12 protein-coding genes are annotated in these 17627 nt (G+C 43.5%); 1 reads left to right on the forward strand and 11 read right to left on the reverse strand.

Annotated elements, in window-relative coordinates:
- Window positions 1–88 precede the first annotated feature (88 nt).
- Window positions 89–3529, reverse strand: coding sequence for a ThuA domain-containing protein (locus BLQ57_RS11980; RefSeq protein WP_087939683.1), 3441 nt, complete (start codon window positions 3527–3529; stop codon window positions 89–91).
- Between the two features lie 164 nt (window positions 3530–3693).
- On the opposite strand from BLQ57_RS11980, the gene BLQ57_RS11985 reads away from it, so the two are divergent.
- Window positions 3694–6015 carry a glycoside hydrolase family 3 protein gene (locus BLQ57_RS11985; protein WP_205635625.1) on the forward strand — a complete coding sequence of 774 codons (2322 nt, stop codon included), beginning with the start codon at window positions 3694–3696 and terminating at the stop codon, window positions 6013–6015.
- Window positions 6016–6092: 77 nt separating this feature from the next.
- Here BLQ57_RS11985 and BLQ57_RS11990 read toward each other — a convergent pair whose 3' ends face one another.
- The 10 genes from BLQ57_RS11990 to BLQ57_RS12035 all read right to left on the reverse strand — a co-directional run bounded on the left by BLQ57_RS11990 (window position 6093) and on the right by BLQ57_RS12035 (window position 17546).
- On the reverse strand, window positions 6093–7241 hold the full coding sequence (locus BLQ57_RS11990) for a galactokinase (RefSeq protein ID WP_087939682.1): 1149 nt from the start codon (window positions 7239–7241) through the stop codon (window positions 6093–6095).
- A gap of 2 nt (window positions 7242–7243) precedes the next feature.
- Window positions 7244–8281 (reverse strand): LacI family DNA-binding transcriptional regulator, encoded by a 1038-nt coding sequence (locus BLQ57_RS11995; protein ID WP_262481079.1) that lies wholly within the window; start codon window positions 8279–8281, stop codon window positions 7244–7246.
- 77 nt (window positions 8282–8358) lie between these two features.
- Entirely contained in the window at window positions 8359–9333 is a 975-nt protein-coding gene (locus tag BLQ57_RS12000; protein ID WP_087939680.1) for a M28 family peptidase, read from the reverse strand.
- The gene (gene cysS, locus BLQ57_RS12005; RefSeq protein WP_087939679.1) at window positions 9323–10816 is read right to left on the reverse strand and encodes a cysteine--tRNA ligase; all 1494 of its coding nucleotides are present in this window, start codon (window positions 10814–10816) and stop codon (window positions 9323–9325) included. The genes BLQ57_RS12000 and cysS overlap by 11 nt, the downstream gene beginning before the upstream one ends.
- Before the next feature lie 175 nt (window positions 10817–10991).
- Window positions 10992–11762: a hypothetical protein gene (locus tag BLQ57_RS12010; protein WP_087939678.1), complete on the reverse strand. Its 771-nt coding sequence runs from the start codon at window positions 11760–11762 to the stop codon at window positions 10992–10994.
- 208 nt (window positions 11763–11970) lie between these two features.
- Window positions 11971–13497: a bifunctional phosphoribosylaminoimidazolecarboxamide formyltransferase/IMP cyclohydrolase gene (gene purH / locus BLQ57_RS12015; RefSeq protein ID WP_087939677.1), complete on the reverse strand. Its 1527-nt coding sequence runs from the start codon at window positions 13495–13497 to the stop codon at window positions 11971–11973.
- A gap of 111 nt (window positions 13498–13608) precedes the next feature.
- Window positions 13609–14166 (reverse strand): phosphoribosylglycinamide formyltransferase, encoded by a 558-nt coding sequence (gene purN, locus BLQ57_RS12020; RefSeq protein ID WP_087939676.1) that lies wholly within the window; start codon window positions 14164–14166, stop codon window positions 13609–13611.
- Window positions 14167–14273: 107 nt separating this feature from the next.
- Complete coding sequence (locus tag BLQ57_RS12025) at window positions 14274–15515, reverse strand: glutamate-5-semialdehyde dehydrogenase (protein WP_087939675.1); 1242 nt, start codon at window positions 15513–15515, stop codon at window positions 14274–14276.
- Entirely contained in the window at window positions 15508–16590 is a 1083-nt protein-coding gene (gene proB / locus BLQ57_RS12030) for a glutamate 5-kinase (protein WP_087939674.1), read from the reverse strand. The genes BLQ57_RS12025 and proB overlap by 8 nt, the downstream gene beginning before the upstream one ends.
- 83 nt (window positions 16591–16673) lie before the next feature.
- Window positions 16674–17546: a geranylgeranylglycerol-phosphate geranylgeranyltransferase gene (locus BLQ57_RS12035; protein ID WP_087939673.1), complete on the reverse strand. Its 873-nt coding sequence runs from the start codon at window positions 17544–17546 to the stop codon at window positions 16674–16676.
- Window positions 17547–17627 lie beyond the last annotated feature (81 nt).

A 17627-nucleotide genomic window follows, 5' to 3' on the forward strand; every position in this document is an offset into this window, starting at 1 on the left:
TTCAAAGGTTCCAATTGTAATATGCTTTTCGCTAAAACAAAAAAAGCCGGACCCTTTTGGCCCGGCTTTCGTGATTGGTTAAGCTAGTTTATTTAGCATTGAAGGTGATTCCTGCAATGATAAAGGTTCCTAATTCCCCTTGCTGCGGGGCACTGATTACGTAGAGCTTTTGCTTAGTGCTCTCCGTGGTCACAGGGATTGTGGCTTGAGCAAACATCACTGGGACATTTGGATCTTTTACAGCTGGACCTTGGGTATAGGTTCCTTGAGCTACGATAGGCCCGTCAATGCTTCCACTTCTTACCTCGAAGTCAACAGGAGTCTCAATCGGTTCAGGGGATGCAACAGTGAAGGTAATTGAACCTATTCCTGTCAAATCTACCTGTGGAAGTGCAAAAGATGATTTTGAACTTGGAACCATCAAAAGATTTCTACCGTCAAAGGACATGCTTGTATAACCATCCAATTCTATCGCCATTCCTGGGTCCACGGTATTTGGCATCAATACTAAGGAGGTGCCTCCGCCGAGTGGCTTCACATTATCTCCTCCTTGATCGGTATAGGATGCATTGATGATCAAAGCACCTGTAGGAGAAGGAGTTTTACCCATTGTAGGGTTAAGTGATCCTTTGGCAGGAAGACTTGGTTTTTGTTCTCCTTTCAATGAGAAAATATAAGCAACCAAGGCATTGAGATCGGACTCTTTCAAGTCAGGATTTGCTGGCATTACGGTTTCACCCCAGACGCCTCCACCTCCATTTTTGATTTTTTCTTTGAGGTAATTGATTTGTCTTGTACGGTATTTTTCAGCTACAGCCGTGTAAGCAGGACCTATGGAAGCCTCATCTTCTTTGTGACAAGTTTTACAAGTCAAGGATTGAACCAATGCTTTTCCAGTCATCGCCTCACTCATAACTTTGTGTCCCATATCAGCTTCCGCTTGATCCAGTCCTTCGATATAATCCGCCGCAACATAAAGGTTAGCAGGATCTATTTCAGGGTGATCTTGATCTGTGACTTTCACTTCGTACGAAACATTTTTTCCAGGGAAATAGAAGGACTGATTTCCGATTACAGCAATGCTTACATCAGGTGCTACGTTTCCAGCATAAACCGATGTTTTTGGACCTACACTACTTAATCCAGCTGGGTCTGCAGCACTTACTTGTACCTCAAACTCTCCAATCTGATCAAAGGTCGCCGTAACCTGAGGTTCAGTGGTAGTTTCTGTTTTCCCGTTTCCAAGATCCCATGTGTATGAAATAGGGTCATTTTCTGGATCCGATGCCTCAGCAGTAAAGGTAACGGTCAAGGGAAGACTGCCTGAGGATTTGTCTGCAGAAATAGCAGTGATAGCTGGTGGACGATTGCCGGCAATAAAGTCAATTCTAGAAAGTCCTGAATCTGCGTTTTTGCTAAACCATCCATTCCCGTATTCGAGAATGTACATTTTTCCGTCAGGCCCCATTTCCATATCGATTAGCGCGTTGAATTTGGTGCTTGGCATGAATGGTTCCATCTTGGAGAAGTCACCATTTTCTTCCATAGTGACCACTTTGATCCATCCTCGTACCCAATCGTAAATGAACAGCTTACCATCGAAATAGTCTGGGAATCTAGTATCGCTTGGGTACAAGTCGGAATAGTATACAGGACCTGCCATAGCATTTCTTCCGCCTGTGCCTACTTGAGGAAATTCCGGAGAATTATCATAAGGGTAGTAGATGAAAGCAGGTTGTGCTGCTGGTAATTCTTTCAAACCTGTATTATGCGGTGAATTGTTGATCGGCTTGGCAGGATCAAATGCCTGACCGGTCTCTCCCTCCTCATAGTTAAATTCTCTATAGGCATAATTATCACCCACAAAATAAGGCCAGCCAAAGTTTCCGGCTTTTCTTGCCTGATTGACTTCATCGTATCCCTTTGGTCCTTTGAAATCCATAGAATCGGCTCTGGCATCCGGGCCTACTTCACCCCAGTAAAGGAAACCATTTTTTTGATCTACAGATATCCTATAAGGGTTTCGGTTTCCTTGTACATAGATTTCAGGTTTAGTGCCTTCTGTACCTTCTGCATAGAGGTTTCCTTCAGGAATAGTGTAGCTACCGTCATCAGCTACTTTGATTCTCAGGATTTTCCCACGAAGATCATTGGAGTTACCGGAGCTTCTTCGTGCATCCCATTGCTTTCTTCCGTCCCGTGGATCCAATGGCGCATATCCATTTAATGTATATCGGGACTCATTTTGATTGAATGGTGTGGAGTTGTCTCCGAGAGAAAGGTAGAGGTTGCCGTCTTTGTCAAAGGCAATGGAGCCTCCCGTATGACAGCAAATGTATCTATCTGAAGGAATGTCCATGATGATGGTTTCTGAATCCATATCCCAAACACCATCTTTGAACACAAAGCGTGAAAGTCTATTGATTTCTTCATCTCCCGTAGGTGAATAGTAAACAAAGACAAAGTTATTTTTTGCATAATTCGGATCTTTTTGGATACCCATCAAGCCTTCTTCTGCATTGACTCCCTGCACGCCACTTTGCCAGTACACATCGAGTTTAGCTACTTCCTTGAGACTTTGCTCTTTTTCATTCCAGAACAAAATCTCACCTCGACGTTGTGAAACCAAGATGTCCAAATTTGGCAAAACCGTTAATTCGGTGGGCTCGGTAAATTCTCCGACAGAAAGCATAGTTTTAGAAAAACGATTCTCCTCAGGCACTCGCTTGGACTTGGCAGCGGCGTAGTCAAGTTTTTCATTTCCACCGATTGCGTATTGAATACCTGCAAGTAGGTGTTTCAGGAAATTTTCCTCTTGGTAAGATTCATTAGTATGCCCGCCTCCTGTATAAAAAGCTCGACCTCCATCATAATCATGATACCATGCTATGGGGTGCTCGCCCATGTCCAAACCTCCCTGATAGGAAGATTCATCTAGCATAAGTAGTTTTTTGGTATCTGGATTTACCTCTTTGTAGGAATACCACTCATCCGTGCGTTCCCAAGATTCAGGTAAAAAGTCTACAGATGGATGGCTTTCACCTGTTTTGGTAATGACTCCAGGCTGTACGTTTGGATGAGGATCATTGATACCGGGATGATCAGAGAAGTATCCACCAACTAGCTTATTGTACCAGCCCCATTCGTATTCAGTATCTGCCGCTGCGTGCACTCCTACAAAGCCACCACCAGACTGAATGTATCGCTCAAAATCAGCTTCCTGAAACTGATCCAATACATCGCCTGTGGTGCTTAGCCAGATGACTGCAGCGTATTTTTCAAGATTTTCTTCGTTGATATCAGACGCTTCGTCAGTGGCATCAACTTCGAATCCATTTTCGGCACCGAGCTTTTCGATAGCTGCGATTCCTTGTGGAATGGATTCATGATAGAATCCTGCTGTCTTATGGAAAACGAGGACTTTTGGATCACCTTCTCGCTTGTTTGAGCAAGAAGAAACCAAAACCCCAAAGACCATTGTGATGATCAGCAGGAAGGATAGGTTTTTTAGGTTTTTGAAGAAATTCATACTATGGTAATTTTTTGACAAATTAGTCATTTATTAAAATTGCAGCGCTAAGTAACTGAAATTCGGTAATTTTTAATGATAAAGCGCTCTATTTTTTCAAAATGAAACAATAATTGTTCAATATTGTGAAGAGAACATTTGGACACCTATCATTTTATCCGATTATGAAAGCATTTCTTACCTATACCAACGTCCTGTTTTTGTTGATTTTAATGCTGAGCTGCACCCAAAATCAACTTGATGAAACAGTGCTTAATGACGGGACAATAATTTTAACTCAGTCAGCGGGAGCCACCTTAGGTTACTCTCCCAAATCAGGCTTACAGCTCATCGAGGATCAGGGACTTTTCTTTAAAGACTTGAATCAAAATAGTCAGCTGGATATTTATGAAGACTGGAGAGTTTCTACTGAAGATAGAGCTAGAAACTTGGCCTCTCAAATGACCAAAGAGCAAATCGCCGGTTTGATGCTGTATAGTTCTCATCAATCGATCCCTGCCAATCCGGTAGGTTTTGGAGCGGGTACCTACGGAGGGAAACCCCTAAGCGAAAGTGGGATGCCCTCATCGAGTATTTCCGATCAGCAAAAGAAATTTCTTGAAGAAGATAATTTACGCCATGTATTACTCACTCGGGTGGAGAGTCCGCAAGTAGCTGCTGAGTGGAATAACCGTGTTCAGGCCTTTGTCGAAGGTCTTGGGCTGGGTATTCCTGCCAATAATAGTTCTGATCCCCGGCATGGGCCTGTTGCCAGTACAGAATATAATGCGGGTGCTGGAGGACAGATTTCCATGTGGCCGGAGTCGCTTGGATTAGCGGCAACTTTTGACCCAGTTTTGGTGGAGCGCTTTGGAGCAGTAGCTTCTATGGAGTACCGAGCATTGGGGATTTCTACAGCACTTTCTCCTCAGATTGACTTGGGGACTGAGCCTCGCTGGAACCGCATTAAAGGTACCTTTGGAGAGGATTCCCAGCTTTCGGCAGCTCTTGCAAGAGCGTATGTAGATGGTTTTCAGACTTCCAAGGGAGATTCAGAGATCGCCAATGGATGGGGATTTCACAGTGTCAATGCCATGGTAAAGCACTGGCCTAGTGGTGGGCCTGAAGAAGGTGGCCGCGATGGGCATTTTGCCTATGGAAAGTTTGCGGTTTATCCTGGGGATAATTTTGAGGAGCACCTTGTTCCCTTTACCGAAGGTGCTTTCAAACTGGAAGGCCCTACCAAAACTGCTGCGGCGGTGATGCCATATTATACCATATCGGTAGGACAAGACTCTGTTGCCAATGGATACTCCAAGTACCTAATCACTGACTTACTGCGAACTACCTATGGCTATGATGGAGTGGTATGCACCGACTGGGGCGTGACAGGTAATGAAGGACCGAGCGTGGAGGTTTTTGCAGGCAAACCATGGGGGCTAGAGGCAAAAACCATTGTAGAGCGTCACTATCAATCCCTGATGGCAGGAGTAGATCAGTTTGGAGGGAATAATGATAAAATTCCTGTTTTGGAAGCTTTCGAAATGATGGAAAAAGAAATGGGGAAAGAGGCTGCTAGAGCTCATATCGAGCAATCAGCCGTTCGCCTACTTCGAAACATCTTCAATGCGGGACTTTTTGAAAACCCCTATTTGGATGCACAGATTAGTCAGGAATTTGTAGGGAATCCCGATCTGATGAAAGAAGGTTTTGAGGCGCAGATCAAATCGGTGGTTTTGTTAAAAAATGAAAGTAAAGTACTCCCTCTTCAAGAGAAGAAAAAAGTTTTCATTCCCAAGAAATACATTCCCTCTACCACCAATTGGTGGGGAGTGAAAAGTGAGGCAAAGTGGGTAGATCCGGTCAACCTTAGTATAGCTTCTAACTACGTAGAATTGGTGGATACTCCCCAGGAGGCTGACTTAGCCATTGTTTTTGCGAGTAGCCCTGAGTCAGGAACTGGCTACGCCCCGGAAGATAGAGCAAATGGAGGAAATGGGTATGTGCCAATTTCGCTTCAATATGAACCTTACACTGCTGAACTCGCAAGGGAGAAAAGCTTGGCGGCAGGCGATCCTGTCGTGGATCCAACTATCACCAATAGAAGCTATCGAGGAAAGACAGTCGAAACGGCAAATGCTCAGGATTTAAAGTCGATATTAGATACCAAAGCTCAGCTGGATGGTAAACCCGTTATCGTGGTGATAACGGCCGCAAACCCGATGGTGATGAGTGAATTTGAGTCAGAAGTGGATGGTATCTTCTTCCATTTTGGAGTACAAGATCAGGTGATTTTTGAGCTTTTGACAGGAAAATACGAGCCCTCTGCTTTGTTGCCGATTCAGTTACCTGCTTCTATGGCTACGGTAGAAACCCAGCTGGAAGATATGCCGCATGACATGGAAGTTCATATAGATGAAGCGGGAAATGCCTATGATTTTGCCTTTGGAATGAATTGGTCAGGGAAGATTGCAGACGAGAGGGTAGCAAGATTTAAGAAAGACTAAACCTTTTTTTTAAAAAAAAAGTCCAACTCTGAATTAGGCGTCAGGGTTGGACTTTTCTTTTTTTAAAGCAGTACTTTTTAAGTAACTATTTTCGCTCCCTCGCTGATAGAAACCTGGATGAGGGTTGGCTCCATTCCAAATTGATCACAATAGGAGGTTTTGATTTTTTCTTCGAAATCGGAGATGACAGTAGTTTTTATCAAATTAATGGTACAGCCTCCAAATCCCCCACCCATCATTCGGGAGCCTAAAACTCCGGGGAAGATTTGGGCTTTTTCGGCTAAAAAATCCAACTCAGCACAGCTGACTTCATACTCCTCGCTAAGACTCTGATGGGATGCATTCAGGAGCTTTCCAAACTCAATTAAATTTCCGGATTCCAGCGCATGAGCGGCAGTGTGAACACGTTCGCATTCAGTGATGATATGCTTGGCTTTAGGGAAAAGGGAGCTTGTGAGCAATTCCTCTACTTTCTCCAAGTCCAAATTTTTTAAATCCCGTAGTGACTGAATACCCGGAAAGGACTCTTTTAAAATCTCAACACTTTCCTCACAGGCAGCTCTCCTATGATTGTAAGCCGAATCCGCAAGGGAATGCTTAACATTAGAATTAACCAAGAGTAAGGAGTATTCACCAAGATCCACAGGGATTTCCTGATGTTGATTGCTTCGGCAGTCCAAGAGAAGGGCTTGGTTTATTTTTCCAAAGGCTGAAGCATAGGGGTCCATGATGCCGCAATTGACTCCGGCGTATTGATGTTCTGAATTTTGGGCGTACTTAGAAATGGAGAGGGGACTCAAATTCAAATCAAAAAGCTCCGAAAGAGCTGTTCCTATAGATACCGATAAGGCCGCAGAGGATGAAAGTCCCGCACCGACGGGAATATCTCCACCAATCATCATATCAAATCCCTCGAAAGGATAACCTGCCTGCTTCAGTTGAGCTAAAAAACCCATGACATAGGTGCTCCAATGCCCTTTTTTGGGAGAAAAGCTTTTCCAGTCAAAGGTGAACTCCTCATCGAAATCCAAAGAATACAATCGAGAAAAGGGGAGATTGTTTTTTTGAATCCCGACCCAAATTCCAAACTGAACAGCAGCCGGAAATACAAATCCCTCTTGATAGTCGGTGTGCTCTCCGATCAAATTGATTCTTCCGGGTGCAAAAGCAATGATAGGGGCACTTTCAAAAGTCTTTAGAAAAAGCTCGAATAGCTTTGTTTTCAAGTTTAGATGGTTTTTTGTGATGATTTTCTAGGGACCAAAGTGGTGTCGAGGACAATGGAAATCGGGTCATCAGAAGCAAGTCCGTCGAGCTGATCGAGAAGATGGCTTACTGCAAGTTTTCCCATTTCATATCCAGGTTGAGATACAGTCGTCAGTGGAGGCTCTACGACCGCTGAGGTGGGGTTGTTGGTAAATCCAGCTAGGGCAAATTCTTCAGGGACTTTTACCCCTTTTGATTTCCAGTATGTCAGTACATCGACTGCTACGGGGTCGATCATACAAAAAACTCCGTCAGGTTTAGGCTCCATCATGAGAATTTCCTGTGCGACTCTAATATTTCCTTCCTCTGTCAAATCTGATATTTTGATCAATTCGGGGTTCTCTTTTATGCCATATTCATCCAAAGCTTTGAGATAACCTTCTTTTCGTTTTTTAGAAATATAAAGATCCTCAGGACCTGAAACGTAGACAATATTTCTACAGCCCATTTCCAAAAGATGATGGGTAACCTGATACGCTCCCCCGGCATCATTAAAGGTTACTTTGGAAACGGGGATCTCCTCATGTACTCGGTCAAAAAGCACAAAAGGGATTTCCCTGCTGTACAATTCATACAGATGCTCGTAATGATTGGTTTCTCGACTTAGCGAAATGAGTAAAGCATCTACCTGAGATGCCACCAAGGTCTTAATATTGGCAATCTCCTGATCAATGGATTCATTAGATTGACAAATCATAACATTGTAGCCGCGCTTGTTGGCGTGGTCCTGAATGCCGCTGATGCAAGAAGCAAAGAAATGGGAGGTGATTTCAGGAACGATGACACCCAGGGTTTTGGTTCGACTGATTCGGAGACTTTGGGCCAGCAGATTGGGCTGATAATTCATCTCCTTGGCCATCTCTACTATTTTACGCTTCGTCTCAGGGTGGAGCTCTGGAGAATCTTTCAATGCACGGGAAATCGTGGAAACTGATACGCCCAGTTTTTTAGCAATTTCCTTCATGGTGACCTGATGCCCTTTCTTCATGATTTTTTCAATTACAGTGAAGATTTATTTTCAAATTGATAATCGCAAGCCTCACTTTTTGTTTGAAATGCAATTAAATATGAAAATTTTTATTCCTGATATACTGTAAATAAAACAGTTTCTCCGACAGCTTGCAAGGATCGGCGGTCAATCAGTTCCATATTATCCATATGTGTGTGATGATATCGCCCAAATCCAAGGTCAGGTGAAAACTCAATAATGTCAATCATAGGAATACCTGCATCCCGATTGACAAAGAAATGGTCATCGATGATTTCTGGAGAATCCTTATATATAAAATAATCGGAGTGACCGAGTTGATTGGCATTGTCCCATACTTTTTTGACAATCCCGGAAGCGAAATTTCTTGAATATCCCTCTCTGTAGAATCGAGCGCCTTTAGCTCCCACCAAATCCACCAAAATCCCATAATACGCCGTATAATTCGGAATATGCTTGTTTTTGGACCAATGCTGAGAACCAAGACACCACCAAATTCGGGAGTTATCTCTGACTCGAGCATTTTCTGGTTCTCCGTCGTCTTCGCCATCAAAAAGAATAATGTCTATCCCTACATCCGGTTTGATATTTTGCGAACCAATTACACGTGCGATTTCCATCATTACTCCTACACCGGATCCCCCATCATTGGCCCCATCGATGGGTTCGTCGATCCGCTCGGTATCTTTGTCGGCTATTCTTCTCGTATCCCAGTGGGCTGCCAAAAGTATCCTTTTACTTGCCTGTGGATTATAGCTCGCTATAATATTACTTAAGTCCCAATTGAGACCATCGTAAGTTTTGGTTTGGAAGTCTTGGGTTTGAACTTCCCAGTTCCATTTTTCCAACTGGGAAATAATCCAGTCTTTCGTATCCTGATGCCCTTGGGTGCCCGGAACTCTTGGTCCGAAAGCTACTTGTTGTTGGACAAAGGCATAGGCTGAGTCTGCCTTGAATTCAGGAAAAGGTTTGATTTCTATTTCGGGAGATTCAGAGGTTTTTTCTCCTGAGCAAGCCCAAAAAAGAACAATCAAAAGCAGCAAGCCAAAAGCACTATTCTTCATAAGCCCAGTCTATTTTATCTTTCATGTCCTTTACTACAAATCCCATCTCCTTCAAGCCAGCCCTGATTTCATCCACTTTGACATAATTTCTGGCAGTTTTGGCTTCAGCATAGAGCTTTAGCATCAGATCGAGCATCTCATTTTGGACATCGTTTTTCTCCTCTACCAATCCTAAAATATCGGTCACAAAGGTGATGTAAGTATTCTTTAGCTTTCCAAAAACATCTTGACCCAAGGCCGCCGATTTAAGCTGACCTGTGAAAATAGAGTTGATTTTTTTTAGGAGATTAAACAAATGACCGATTGCTTGTGCGGTATTGAAGTCATCGTCCATAGCTCGATAAGCATTGCTGATACCAGACTCGATTTGCTCAATTTGAGTCTGATCCAGTTCTACCGATTGATCTTCTTGATAATCCAAAGCTTTTGCAATGCGAAGTCCATTGATAATCTTCTTATAACCTTTTTGTGCGGCTTTCAAGGCTTCATTGGAAAAGTCCAAAGTGGATCGGTAATGGGCTGTCAGCATAAAATAACGGATGGTCATGGGGCTGTAAGCCTGCTCCAACAGATCATGCTTTCCGGTGAATAGCTCTTGGAGCGTAATGAAATTGCCCAATGATTTACCCATCTTCTGTCCATTGATGGTGATCATGTTATTGTGCATCCAGTATTTGGCGGGGTCTTGATGATTGCAGGCATTCCCTTGGGCAATTTCACATTCATGATGGGGAAACATTAAATCCATACCTCCTCCGTGAATATCAAATTGATTGCCCAGATACTTGGAGCTCATGGCTGTACACTCAAGGTGCCAGCCGGGAAAGCCCATCCCCCAAGGAGAATTCCACTTCATCAAGTGTTCTGGAGCCGCCTTTTTCCAGAGGGCAAAGTCAGCAGCATTTCGCTTTTCACCCTGACCGTCAAGATCACGGGTGCCGCTCATTAGGTCTTCGAGAACCCTACCGGAGAGTTTTCCATATTTGTAGGATTCGTTGTACTTGAGTACATCAAAGTAAACCGAGCCATCTACTTCATAGGCTAGTCCTTCGGCTAGAATAGCTTCTACTAATGCGATTTGCTCCGGAATATGGCCGGTAGCGCGGGGCTCGATGCTGGGTTTCCAAGTATTGAGTAGAGCCATATCTCGATGGTAGGTGTCCGTGTATTGCTGGGCTACTTCCATGGGTTCGAGCTGCTCGAGTTTGGCTTTTTTAGCGATTTTGTCCTCGCCCTCATCAGCATCTCCAGTAAGGTGCCCCACATCGGTAATGTTTCGGACATAGCGGACGCGGAAGCCAAGATGGGTCAAGTATCGATTGACCGTGTCAAAGGTGACAGCCGGTCGACCGTGCCCCAAATGAGCATCTCCATAGACCGTGGGCCCACAGACATACATGCCGACAAATGGTGGGTTGATGGCTTGAAATTCTTCCTTTTCCCGCGATAGGGTATTGTAAAGTTTGAGGTTTTGCGACTTCATAAGTCTTCAAAAGTACTAATTACGAATGACGAAATACGATTTGTGGACAATCTGGTTTCAACGAATTCGCAAAATAGGACGAAAATAGGGGAGATGGAAGTTTGAAACTGAGGATGCTGCCAATTTTGATCAAATTGTGTGGGGTAATTTCAGAGAAAATTAAGAGTCCAAGGCCTTACTCTTGATATTGGTAAATAGTCGAAAAGTGTTCCTGAAAACCAAATTCTGGATATCGTTCCAGCTCCTTGATCAACCTGCCCTGAGCATCATAGCTGTACTCAAACATGGGGGTCAACTCACCATCTGGGGCTGTGGGAATTGATTTGTAGATCAATTTTTCTGCCTCATCATAGACATAGTGCCAATCTCGAATAGGGGATTCTGGCTGTGTGAAAACCATCCATACTTGGCGCTGGATGCGGTTTTGATCATCATAAAAGAATTGATATCCCTCCTGAAAAGAAATCTGCGGACCGAAAATTATCTTTTCCATTTGATCTTGCTCGTTGTACTCGTAGTTGAAATAAATTGTGTTACCCCGCTTTTGTTGGATTAATTTATCTGAGGAGTCATAGTGGAAGGTAAAAACATCTCCAAAAATATATTTTTCTCCGTCAAATGGAAATACCTCTTTTTTGAGCAGCCGATTATTCTCGTAAGTATACAGTACAAGGCTAGAAGTGTCCGAAGACGGGTTATTTAGGTAGATATCAAATAAGTCCTTGCCGGAAGCATCGTAATATTTGTCATGAATGGAAATTAGGCTACTTCCTTGATATTTGGTAATGCGAGTTGCCTTACTATCAAAATTGACCGCTAATTTCTGAAGTTGGGAAACAGAGATTTCGGGAAGGATTTCTACGAATTCTTCTGGTTCCTCTTCTCCGGTGATAGAGCAAGAACAAAGCACTAGTAAAAAGAGAAGGTAAAGTTGTTGTGTTTTCATTTGATTTCCTGAAAGACAAGGCAGTGAATAAAAATAATGAAATCAGATCAAAAACGATCACTCTGTTAAAAAAGTATAGAAGGATGATTTTACAGTCCCGATTTATCCAGTTTTTCCAAAAAAAAACCTCCGATCCCAATGGAACCGGAGGTTTTTGAAATTATGAGATAAAACCTTCGAGGTTATTGAAACCTCAAAGGTCAGTCAATCAGTGCTTAAAGTGTCTCACACCCGTCATGACCATGCTCATGCCATGGGCATCGCAATAGTCAATACTGTCCTGATCTTTGATCGACCCACCCGGCTGAACGACCGAGGTGATTCCTTCTTGATCAGCAATTTCTACACAGTCAGGAAAGGGGAAGAATGCATCGGATGCCATGACGGCACCTTTCAAGTCAAAGCCAAATTCCTTGGCCTTGATAATCGCCTGCTTCAAGGCATCCACTCGGGAAGTCTGTCCTACGCCGGAGGCAAACAATTGGTTGTCGTTGCTTAATACGATTGTGTTGGACTTGGTATGCTTACAGACTTTGGCAGCGAAGACCAAAGCATCCATTTCTTTTTCGCTTGGAGCTTTTTTGGTGGCTACTTTGAAATCTTCTTTGGTTTCGGTAGCCAAATCTTTATCCTGCTCGATCACTCCGTTTAATAGGGTTTTGATCATTTTAGTACCTGGCAAGGCCATTTTCTGGCGAAGCAGGATTCTGTTCTTTTTACCTTTCAAAACCTCCAAAGCTTCTTCGGTAAAATCCGGTGCAATCAACACTTCGAAAAACAAAGAATGCATCTCTTCGGCAGCAGCTTTGTCTACTGTTTGATTGGTTACCAAAACTCCCCCAAATGCAGAAAGCGTATCTGCGGCAAATGCTTTTTGATAGGCTTCTTTTACCGAATCAGCTGTAGCACAGCCACAAGCATTAGTATGCTTCAGAATCGCAAAAGCGGTCTGATCTGGAAACTCGGCAATAAGATTAACAGCCGCATCCACATCCACCAGATTATTATAGGAAAGTTCCTTGCCATTCAATTGGTCAAAAAGCCCTTGCAAGTCCCCGTAGAAATGTGCAGACTGATGGGGGTTTTCTCCATAGCGAAGCGCTTTGGCTCTGCTTTCCGAAACTTTCAGTGCAGGGATACTTTCTGCCTGATTGAAGTAGTTGAAAATATGGGTATCGTAATTGGAAGAAACTTGGAAAGCCTGTGCGGCGAAGTATCTTCTATCTTCCAAAGTAGTACCGCCATCCTGTGCTTCCAATTTAGCCTCTAATTCCGCATACTGATTTTTGGAAGCGATGATGGTGACATCTTTGAAGTTTTTGGCAGCGGCACGGATCAAAGAAATCCCTCCGATATCAATTTTCTCAATGATCTCAGCCTCTGAAGCCCCAGAGGCAACTGTTTCCTCAAAAGGATATAAATCCACAATCACCAAGTCAATGGCCGGAATATCAAATTCAGCTGCCTGAGATACATCTCCTTCATTTTCTCTTCGGTAAAGAATTCCTCCAAAAACTTTGGGATGAAGGGTTTTGACTCTTCCTCCAAAAATGGAAGGATAAGAAGTCAATTCTTCTACTGGGATGACTTCAGCACCTTGTTCTTCGATGAATTTTTGGGTGCCTCCGGTGGAATAAATTTTTACCCCGTGCTTTTTAAGCAAGGCGATGATAGGTTCGAGATTGTCTTTGTAAAAGACTGATACTAGGGCAGATTGAATTTTTTTGACAGCCATTATTGGAATGGATTGGTGTGAAGTTCTAAGAAGGTGCAAAGGTAGGAAAAATGACTCGAAGCGCCTCAAATTATCCACACAAGTAACTGCCTAGAAATGGGAATGAGATTTTTAAATCATACTCTCGATCACCTCTGGAAAATACCTGTGCTCCAGTGCATGGACTTTATTTGCAATATCCTCCGGACTATCCTCCGGCAAAATTGGTGTAGCTGCCTGAAAAATTATTCTTCCCTCATCGTAATTCTCATTCACCAAATGAATTGTAATCCCAGTTTGGGTATCTCCTGCGGCCTTTACGGCCTCGTGAACTTTCATACCATACATTCCCTTGCCACCATAATTCGGCAAAAGGGCAGGATGAATATTGACCATTCTGTCGGGAAAAGCTCGGATCAATGCTACCGGTATTTTTAATAAAAAACCCGCGAGAATCACCCAGTCGATTTTTTCGGACTGAAGCTTCCGGAGCAAGTCTCCGTCTTCCATTTCCTTTTTTGTAAAAGTAAAAGTGGGTACGCTAAATTTTTTGGCTCGCTCAAGCACGAAAGCATCCGATTTATTGGAAGCGATCAGAGCAACTTTTCCCTTAGGAGAATTTCGGAAATATTCCATGATTTTTTCGGCATTGGAGCCGCTGCCGGAAGCTAGAATTGCGAGTCGTTTCAAGGGATATTTTCAGTTTCTTAATTGGCGAAAATAAGAAAAATCAGGCAAGCTCATGTTTTCTTTTATGTTAATAAAAAGATTTGTTTTTCTTTTTGATGGCGGTCAAATCAGCCTCTGATTTGTCCATTTCCTCGGATCAACCATTTGTAACTGCACAGTTCTCGCAATCCCATCGGGCCACGGGCATGGAGCTTCTGAGTGCTGATTCCGATCTCAGCACCGAGTCCAAACTGTGCCCCATCGGTAAAGGCAGTAGAGGAATTTGCATACACTGCAGCAGCATCCACTTCCAGTAAGAATCGGTCGATCACGCCTTGATTTTCTGCTATGACGGCTTCGGAATGTTTGGATGAATAGCGGGAAATATGATCCAATGCTTCCTCCAGAATTTTTACGGTTTTGATGGAAAGCCTAAGGCTTAGAAATTCAGTCCCAAAGTGATCTGCAGTAGCTAGGGAGATTTCTGGGTGGGATTTCAATACCTCGAAAGCTACTGAGTCTGCAAAAATTTCAACTCCTGCCTCAAGTAAGGGCGAAATGAGTTGCTCCAAATTCGGCAAATGAGCTGAATGAATAATCAGGCAATCCAAGGAATTACAAACACTAGGCCGGCGGGTTTTGGCATTGAGGAGGATGGCTTGGGCTTTTTCTAAATCCGCGGACTCGTCGACATAAGTATGTACGATCCCAGCCCCGGTTTCGATGACAGGAACTTTGGCATTTTGCCGTACAAAATCAATCAACCCCTGAGATCCTCTAGGAATGATGACATCTACAACATCTACTGCCTCCAAAAGGGCTTTGGTAGCCTCCCGATCCGGAGGAAGCAGAAGGAAAGCCTGTTCTGGAAATTCAAACTCCCTCAAGACCTGATGAATGAGCTGAATGATGGCTCTGTTAGAAAACTCAGCGTCCGAACCTCCCTTTAGAATCAGTCCATTGCCTGATTTTAGTGCCAATGAAAAGACATCGAGTGTGACATTGGGCCGGGCCTCATAAATGACTCCCAAGACACCTAGCGGCACGGTGATTTTCTCGAGATAGAGCCCATTGGAAAGGACTTTTTCTTCGAGACGAATTCCCAAAGGATTAGGAAGTTGTCCTACAGCACGAATCTCATCAGCGATACCTCGGATGCGCTGCTCCGTCAAAGCCAAGCGATCATACATGGGATTATCTACATCCATGCGATCCAGGTCTTTTTGATTTTCCTCAAGCAAGTACCAGGTTTTTTCCTCCAGTAGTTCCGCCAAACGAGCCAATACCTCCCCAATCTGATCTTCGCTGACTCGAATGAGTTTCCGGGCAGCTTCCTTGGTCCGCTTAAAGAGTTGACTATAGTTATTCATGATCGAATAGGTAAAGGTAATTGTAGTGAATGAGGGCTTTTTGCTGGCGCTCTCCGATTTTTTCCAAGGCAGATTTAGAAGAATATTCAGCCCTGCCAAGTCCGATTTTTTCGCCCTTTTCATCGCGAATCAGTAGAATGTCTCCTTTGGAAAACTCGCCTTCGATTCGAAAAATCCCAATAGGGAGAAGACTTCGGATTACCGTAGAGGTGAGCGACTCTTTTGCTCCTGAATTGATAAAAACTTCTCCCTTGTAATAGTGACTCCCATGGGCCAACCATTTCTTGGGCGCTTGTTTCTGTTTTTTGGGCTCAAACCAAGTGCAGCGCAAACTCTTATCCAGAAAGGCGTCGAGTACTCCATCCCTTTTTCCATTGGCGATTAGCACCTGAATCCCCAAATCAGCGGACTTCTTTGCCATAGCATATTTGGTCAGCATGCCTCCCCTGCCAAAGGAGGACTTGCTGGCAGCAATGTATTGGTTGATCTCGGGCATATTTGCCTGTATTTTTTCGATGAGTTGGGAGGCGGAGTTTTCTGGATTTCCAGTAAAGATCCCGTCCACGTTACTTAAAATTATCAAGGTGTCTGCATTGATCATCGCAGCGGTCAGACCGGCAAGTTCGTCATTGTCGGTAAACATCAGCTCGGTGATGGTGACGGTGTCATTTTCATTGACAATGGGGAGGATATCCTGCTGTAGCAAGGCTTCAATGCAGTTTTTCATATTGAGAAAATGCTTTCGATCTCTGAAATCCTCCTTAGTCACGAGAATCTGCGCGATGGTTTGCCTGGACTTTTCAAAAAGATGTTGGTATTGGTTGATCAAGTGAATCTGTCCCGTGGAGGCCCAAATCTGTTTTTTGAAAACAGGATTCAGTTTTTCGGGCAGTATTGCTTTTTGGCGTCCAAAGGCTACAGCCCCTGAACTGACGAGGACAACCTTTTTTCCAGCTTTTTTCAATCGCATCACCTGATCGACAAGGTGCTCCATTCGGTTGATGTCAGGGAGTCCGTCGGATTGGGTTAGGACATTAGATCCGATTTTGATAACGATTGTTTTGCTAGGAAGCATAAATTTTCAAATTATTCTAACAAAAGTAGAATAATGGAATCGTATTTCTAAAAAACAGCCTGTTTCTTTGGTTTTTTATTGATTTACAGAAATCCCATGCTGAGCGTACCCACTAACATCAAAAGCTTAGCAAAAGTACTGAGTTGACTGAAATGAGATTTGCGGTCGGCAACATAGACTTTTCTCATAAACCACAGGAAAAACAAGCCTAAACCACCAAAATAGTAGAAGAGCTCCGGTTTATTGATTTCGAAAGTGATAATTAAAATAGCTGAAACAAAACAGATCGCAACCACAAATACGACTTGCTTGGTTTTACGAAATCCGATGACAATGGGTAGGGTTCTGCAGCCGTGTTTACGATCTCCGTCCCGGTCTTCGATGTCTTTGATGATTTCGCGGATGAGGTTGAGGAAAAAGGCGAAAATGGCATAAGTAATCACCAAAAGCTCATTTTTTTGATAATACATAGCGACTAGGTAGACAGATAATCCCGTCAAAAAGGCTACGCTGAGATTCCCGATAAAGGGCTCCCTTTTGAGGCGATTGCTGTAGAGCCAAAGCAAAAATGCGGCAAAGAAATTGACCATAGCGATTCTAGGAGCAACTAAATAGCCTAGTCCGATCGCCGAGAAATTGAGGATTGTATGAAGAAAAATCACCACTCTACGCTTGATTCCTTTTCCGATGATGACCTCTTCGGGACGGTTGACATAGTCAATTTTGACATCGTAATAGTCGTTGATCATATAGCCGGCGGCTGTGATCATGACGGTGGAAAGCACCAATAAATAAAGTCGAAAATCTTCAAGTACGGGGACTCCTCCCCGACTGGTTTCGATCAAAAAGAAAGCAGTCATCAGTTGCGTAAACGCCACTAAAAGTAAATTAACCGGACGGCTAATCCGGAATAATCCACTCAGGGATATGGTTCGCGCTTGATTTGGTTGACTCATGGATCAAAAATACGCCAAATGCGGGTATAATATTGATTTCTTTGAAATACTCTCAAAAATCGATTCCGTAATTTCTGTCCT

It is taken from the genome of Algoriphagus faecimaris, assembly GCF_900101705.1.
Classification (GTDB): domain Bacteria; phylum Bacteroidota; class Bacteroidia; order Cytophagales; family Cyclobacteriaceae; genus Algoriphagus; species Algoriphagus faecimaris.

Excerpts from the sequence above, each read along its gene's own strand:
- BLQ57_RS11980 (WP_087939683.1), bottom strand. The coding sequence starts at position 3,529 with ATGAATTTCTTCAAAAACCTAAAAAACCTATCCTTCCTGCTGATCATC.
- BLQ57_RS11985 (WP_205635625.1), top strand. The coding sequence starts at position 3,694 with ATGAAAGCATTTCTTACCTATACCAACGTCCTGTTTTTGTTGATTTTA.
- BLQ57_RS12000 (WP_087939680.1), bottom strand. The coding sequence starts at position 9,333 with ATGAAGAATAGTGCTTTTGGCTTGCTGCTTTTGATTGTTCTTTTTTGG.
- cysS (WP_087939679.1), bottom strand. The coding sequence starts at position 10,816 with ATGAAGTCGCAAAACCTCAAACTTTACAATACCCTATCGCGGGAAAAG.
- BLQ57_RS12010 (WP_087939678.1), bottom strand. The coding sequence starts at position 11,762 with ATGAAAACACAACAACTTTACCTTCTCTTTTTACTAGTGCTTTGTTCT.
- purH (WP_087939677.1), bottom strand. The coding sequence starts at position 13,497 with ATGGCTGTCAAAAAAATTCAATCTGCCCTAGTATCAGTCTTTTACAAA.
- BLQ57_RS12025 (WP_087939675.1), bottom strand. The coding sequence starts at position 15,515 with ATGAATAACTATAGTCAACTCTTTAAGCGGACCAAGGAAGCTGCCCGG.
- proB (WP_087939674.1), bottom strand. The coding sequence starts at position 16,590 with ATGCTTCCTAGCAAAACAATCGTTATCAAAATCGGATCTAATGTCCTA.
- BLQ57_RS12035 (WP_087939673.1), bottom strand. The coding sequence starts at position 17,546 with ATGAGTCAACCAAATCAAGCGCGAACCATATCCCTGAGTGGATTATTC.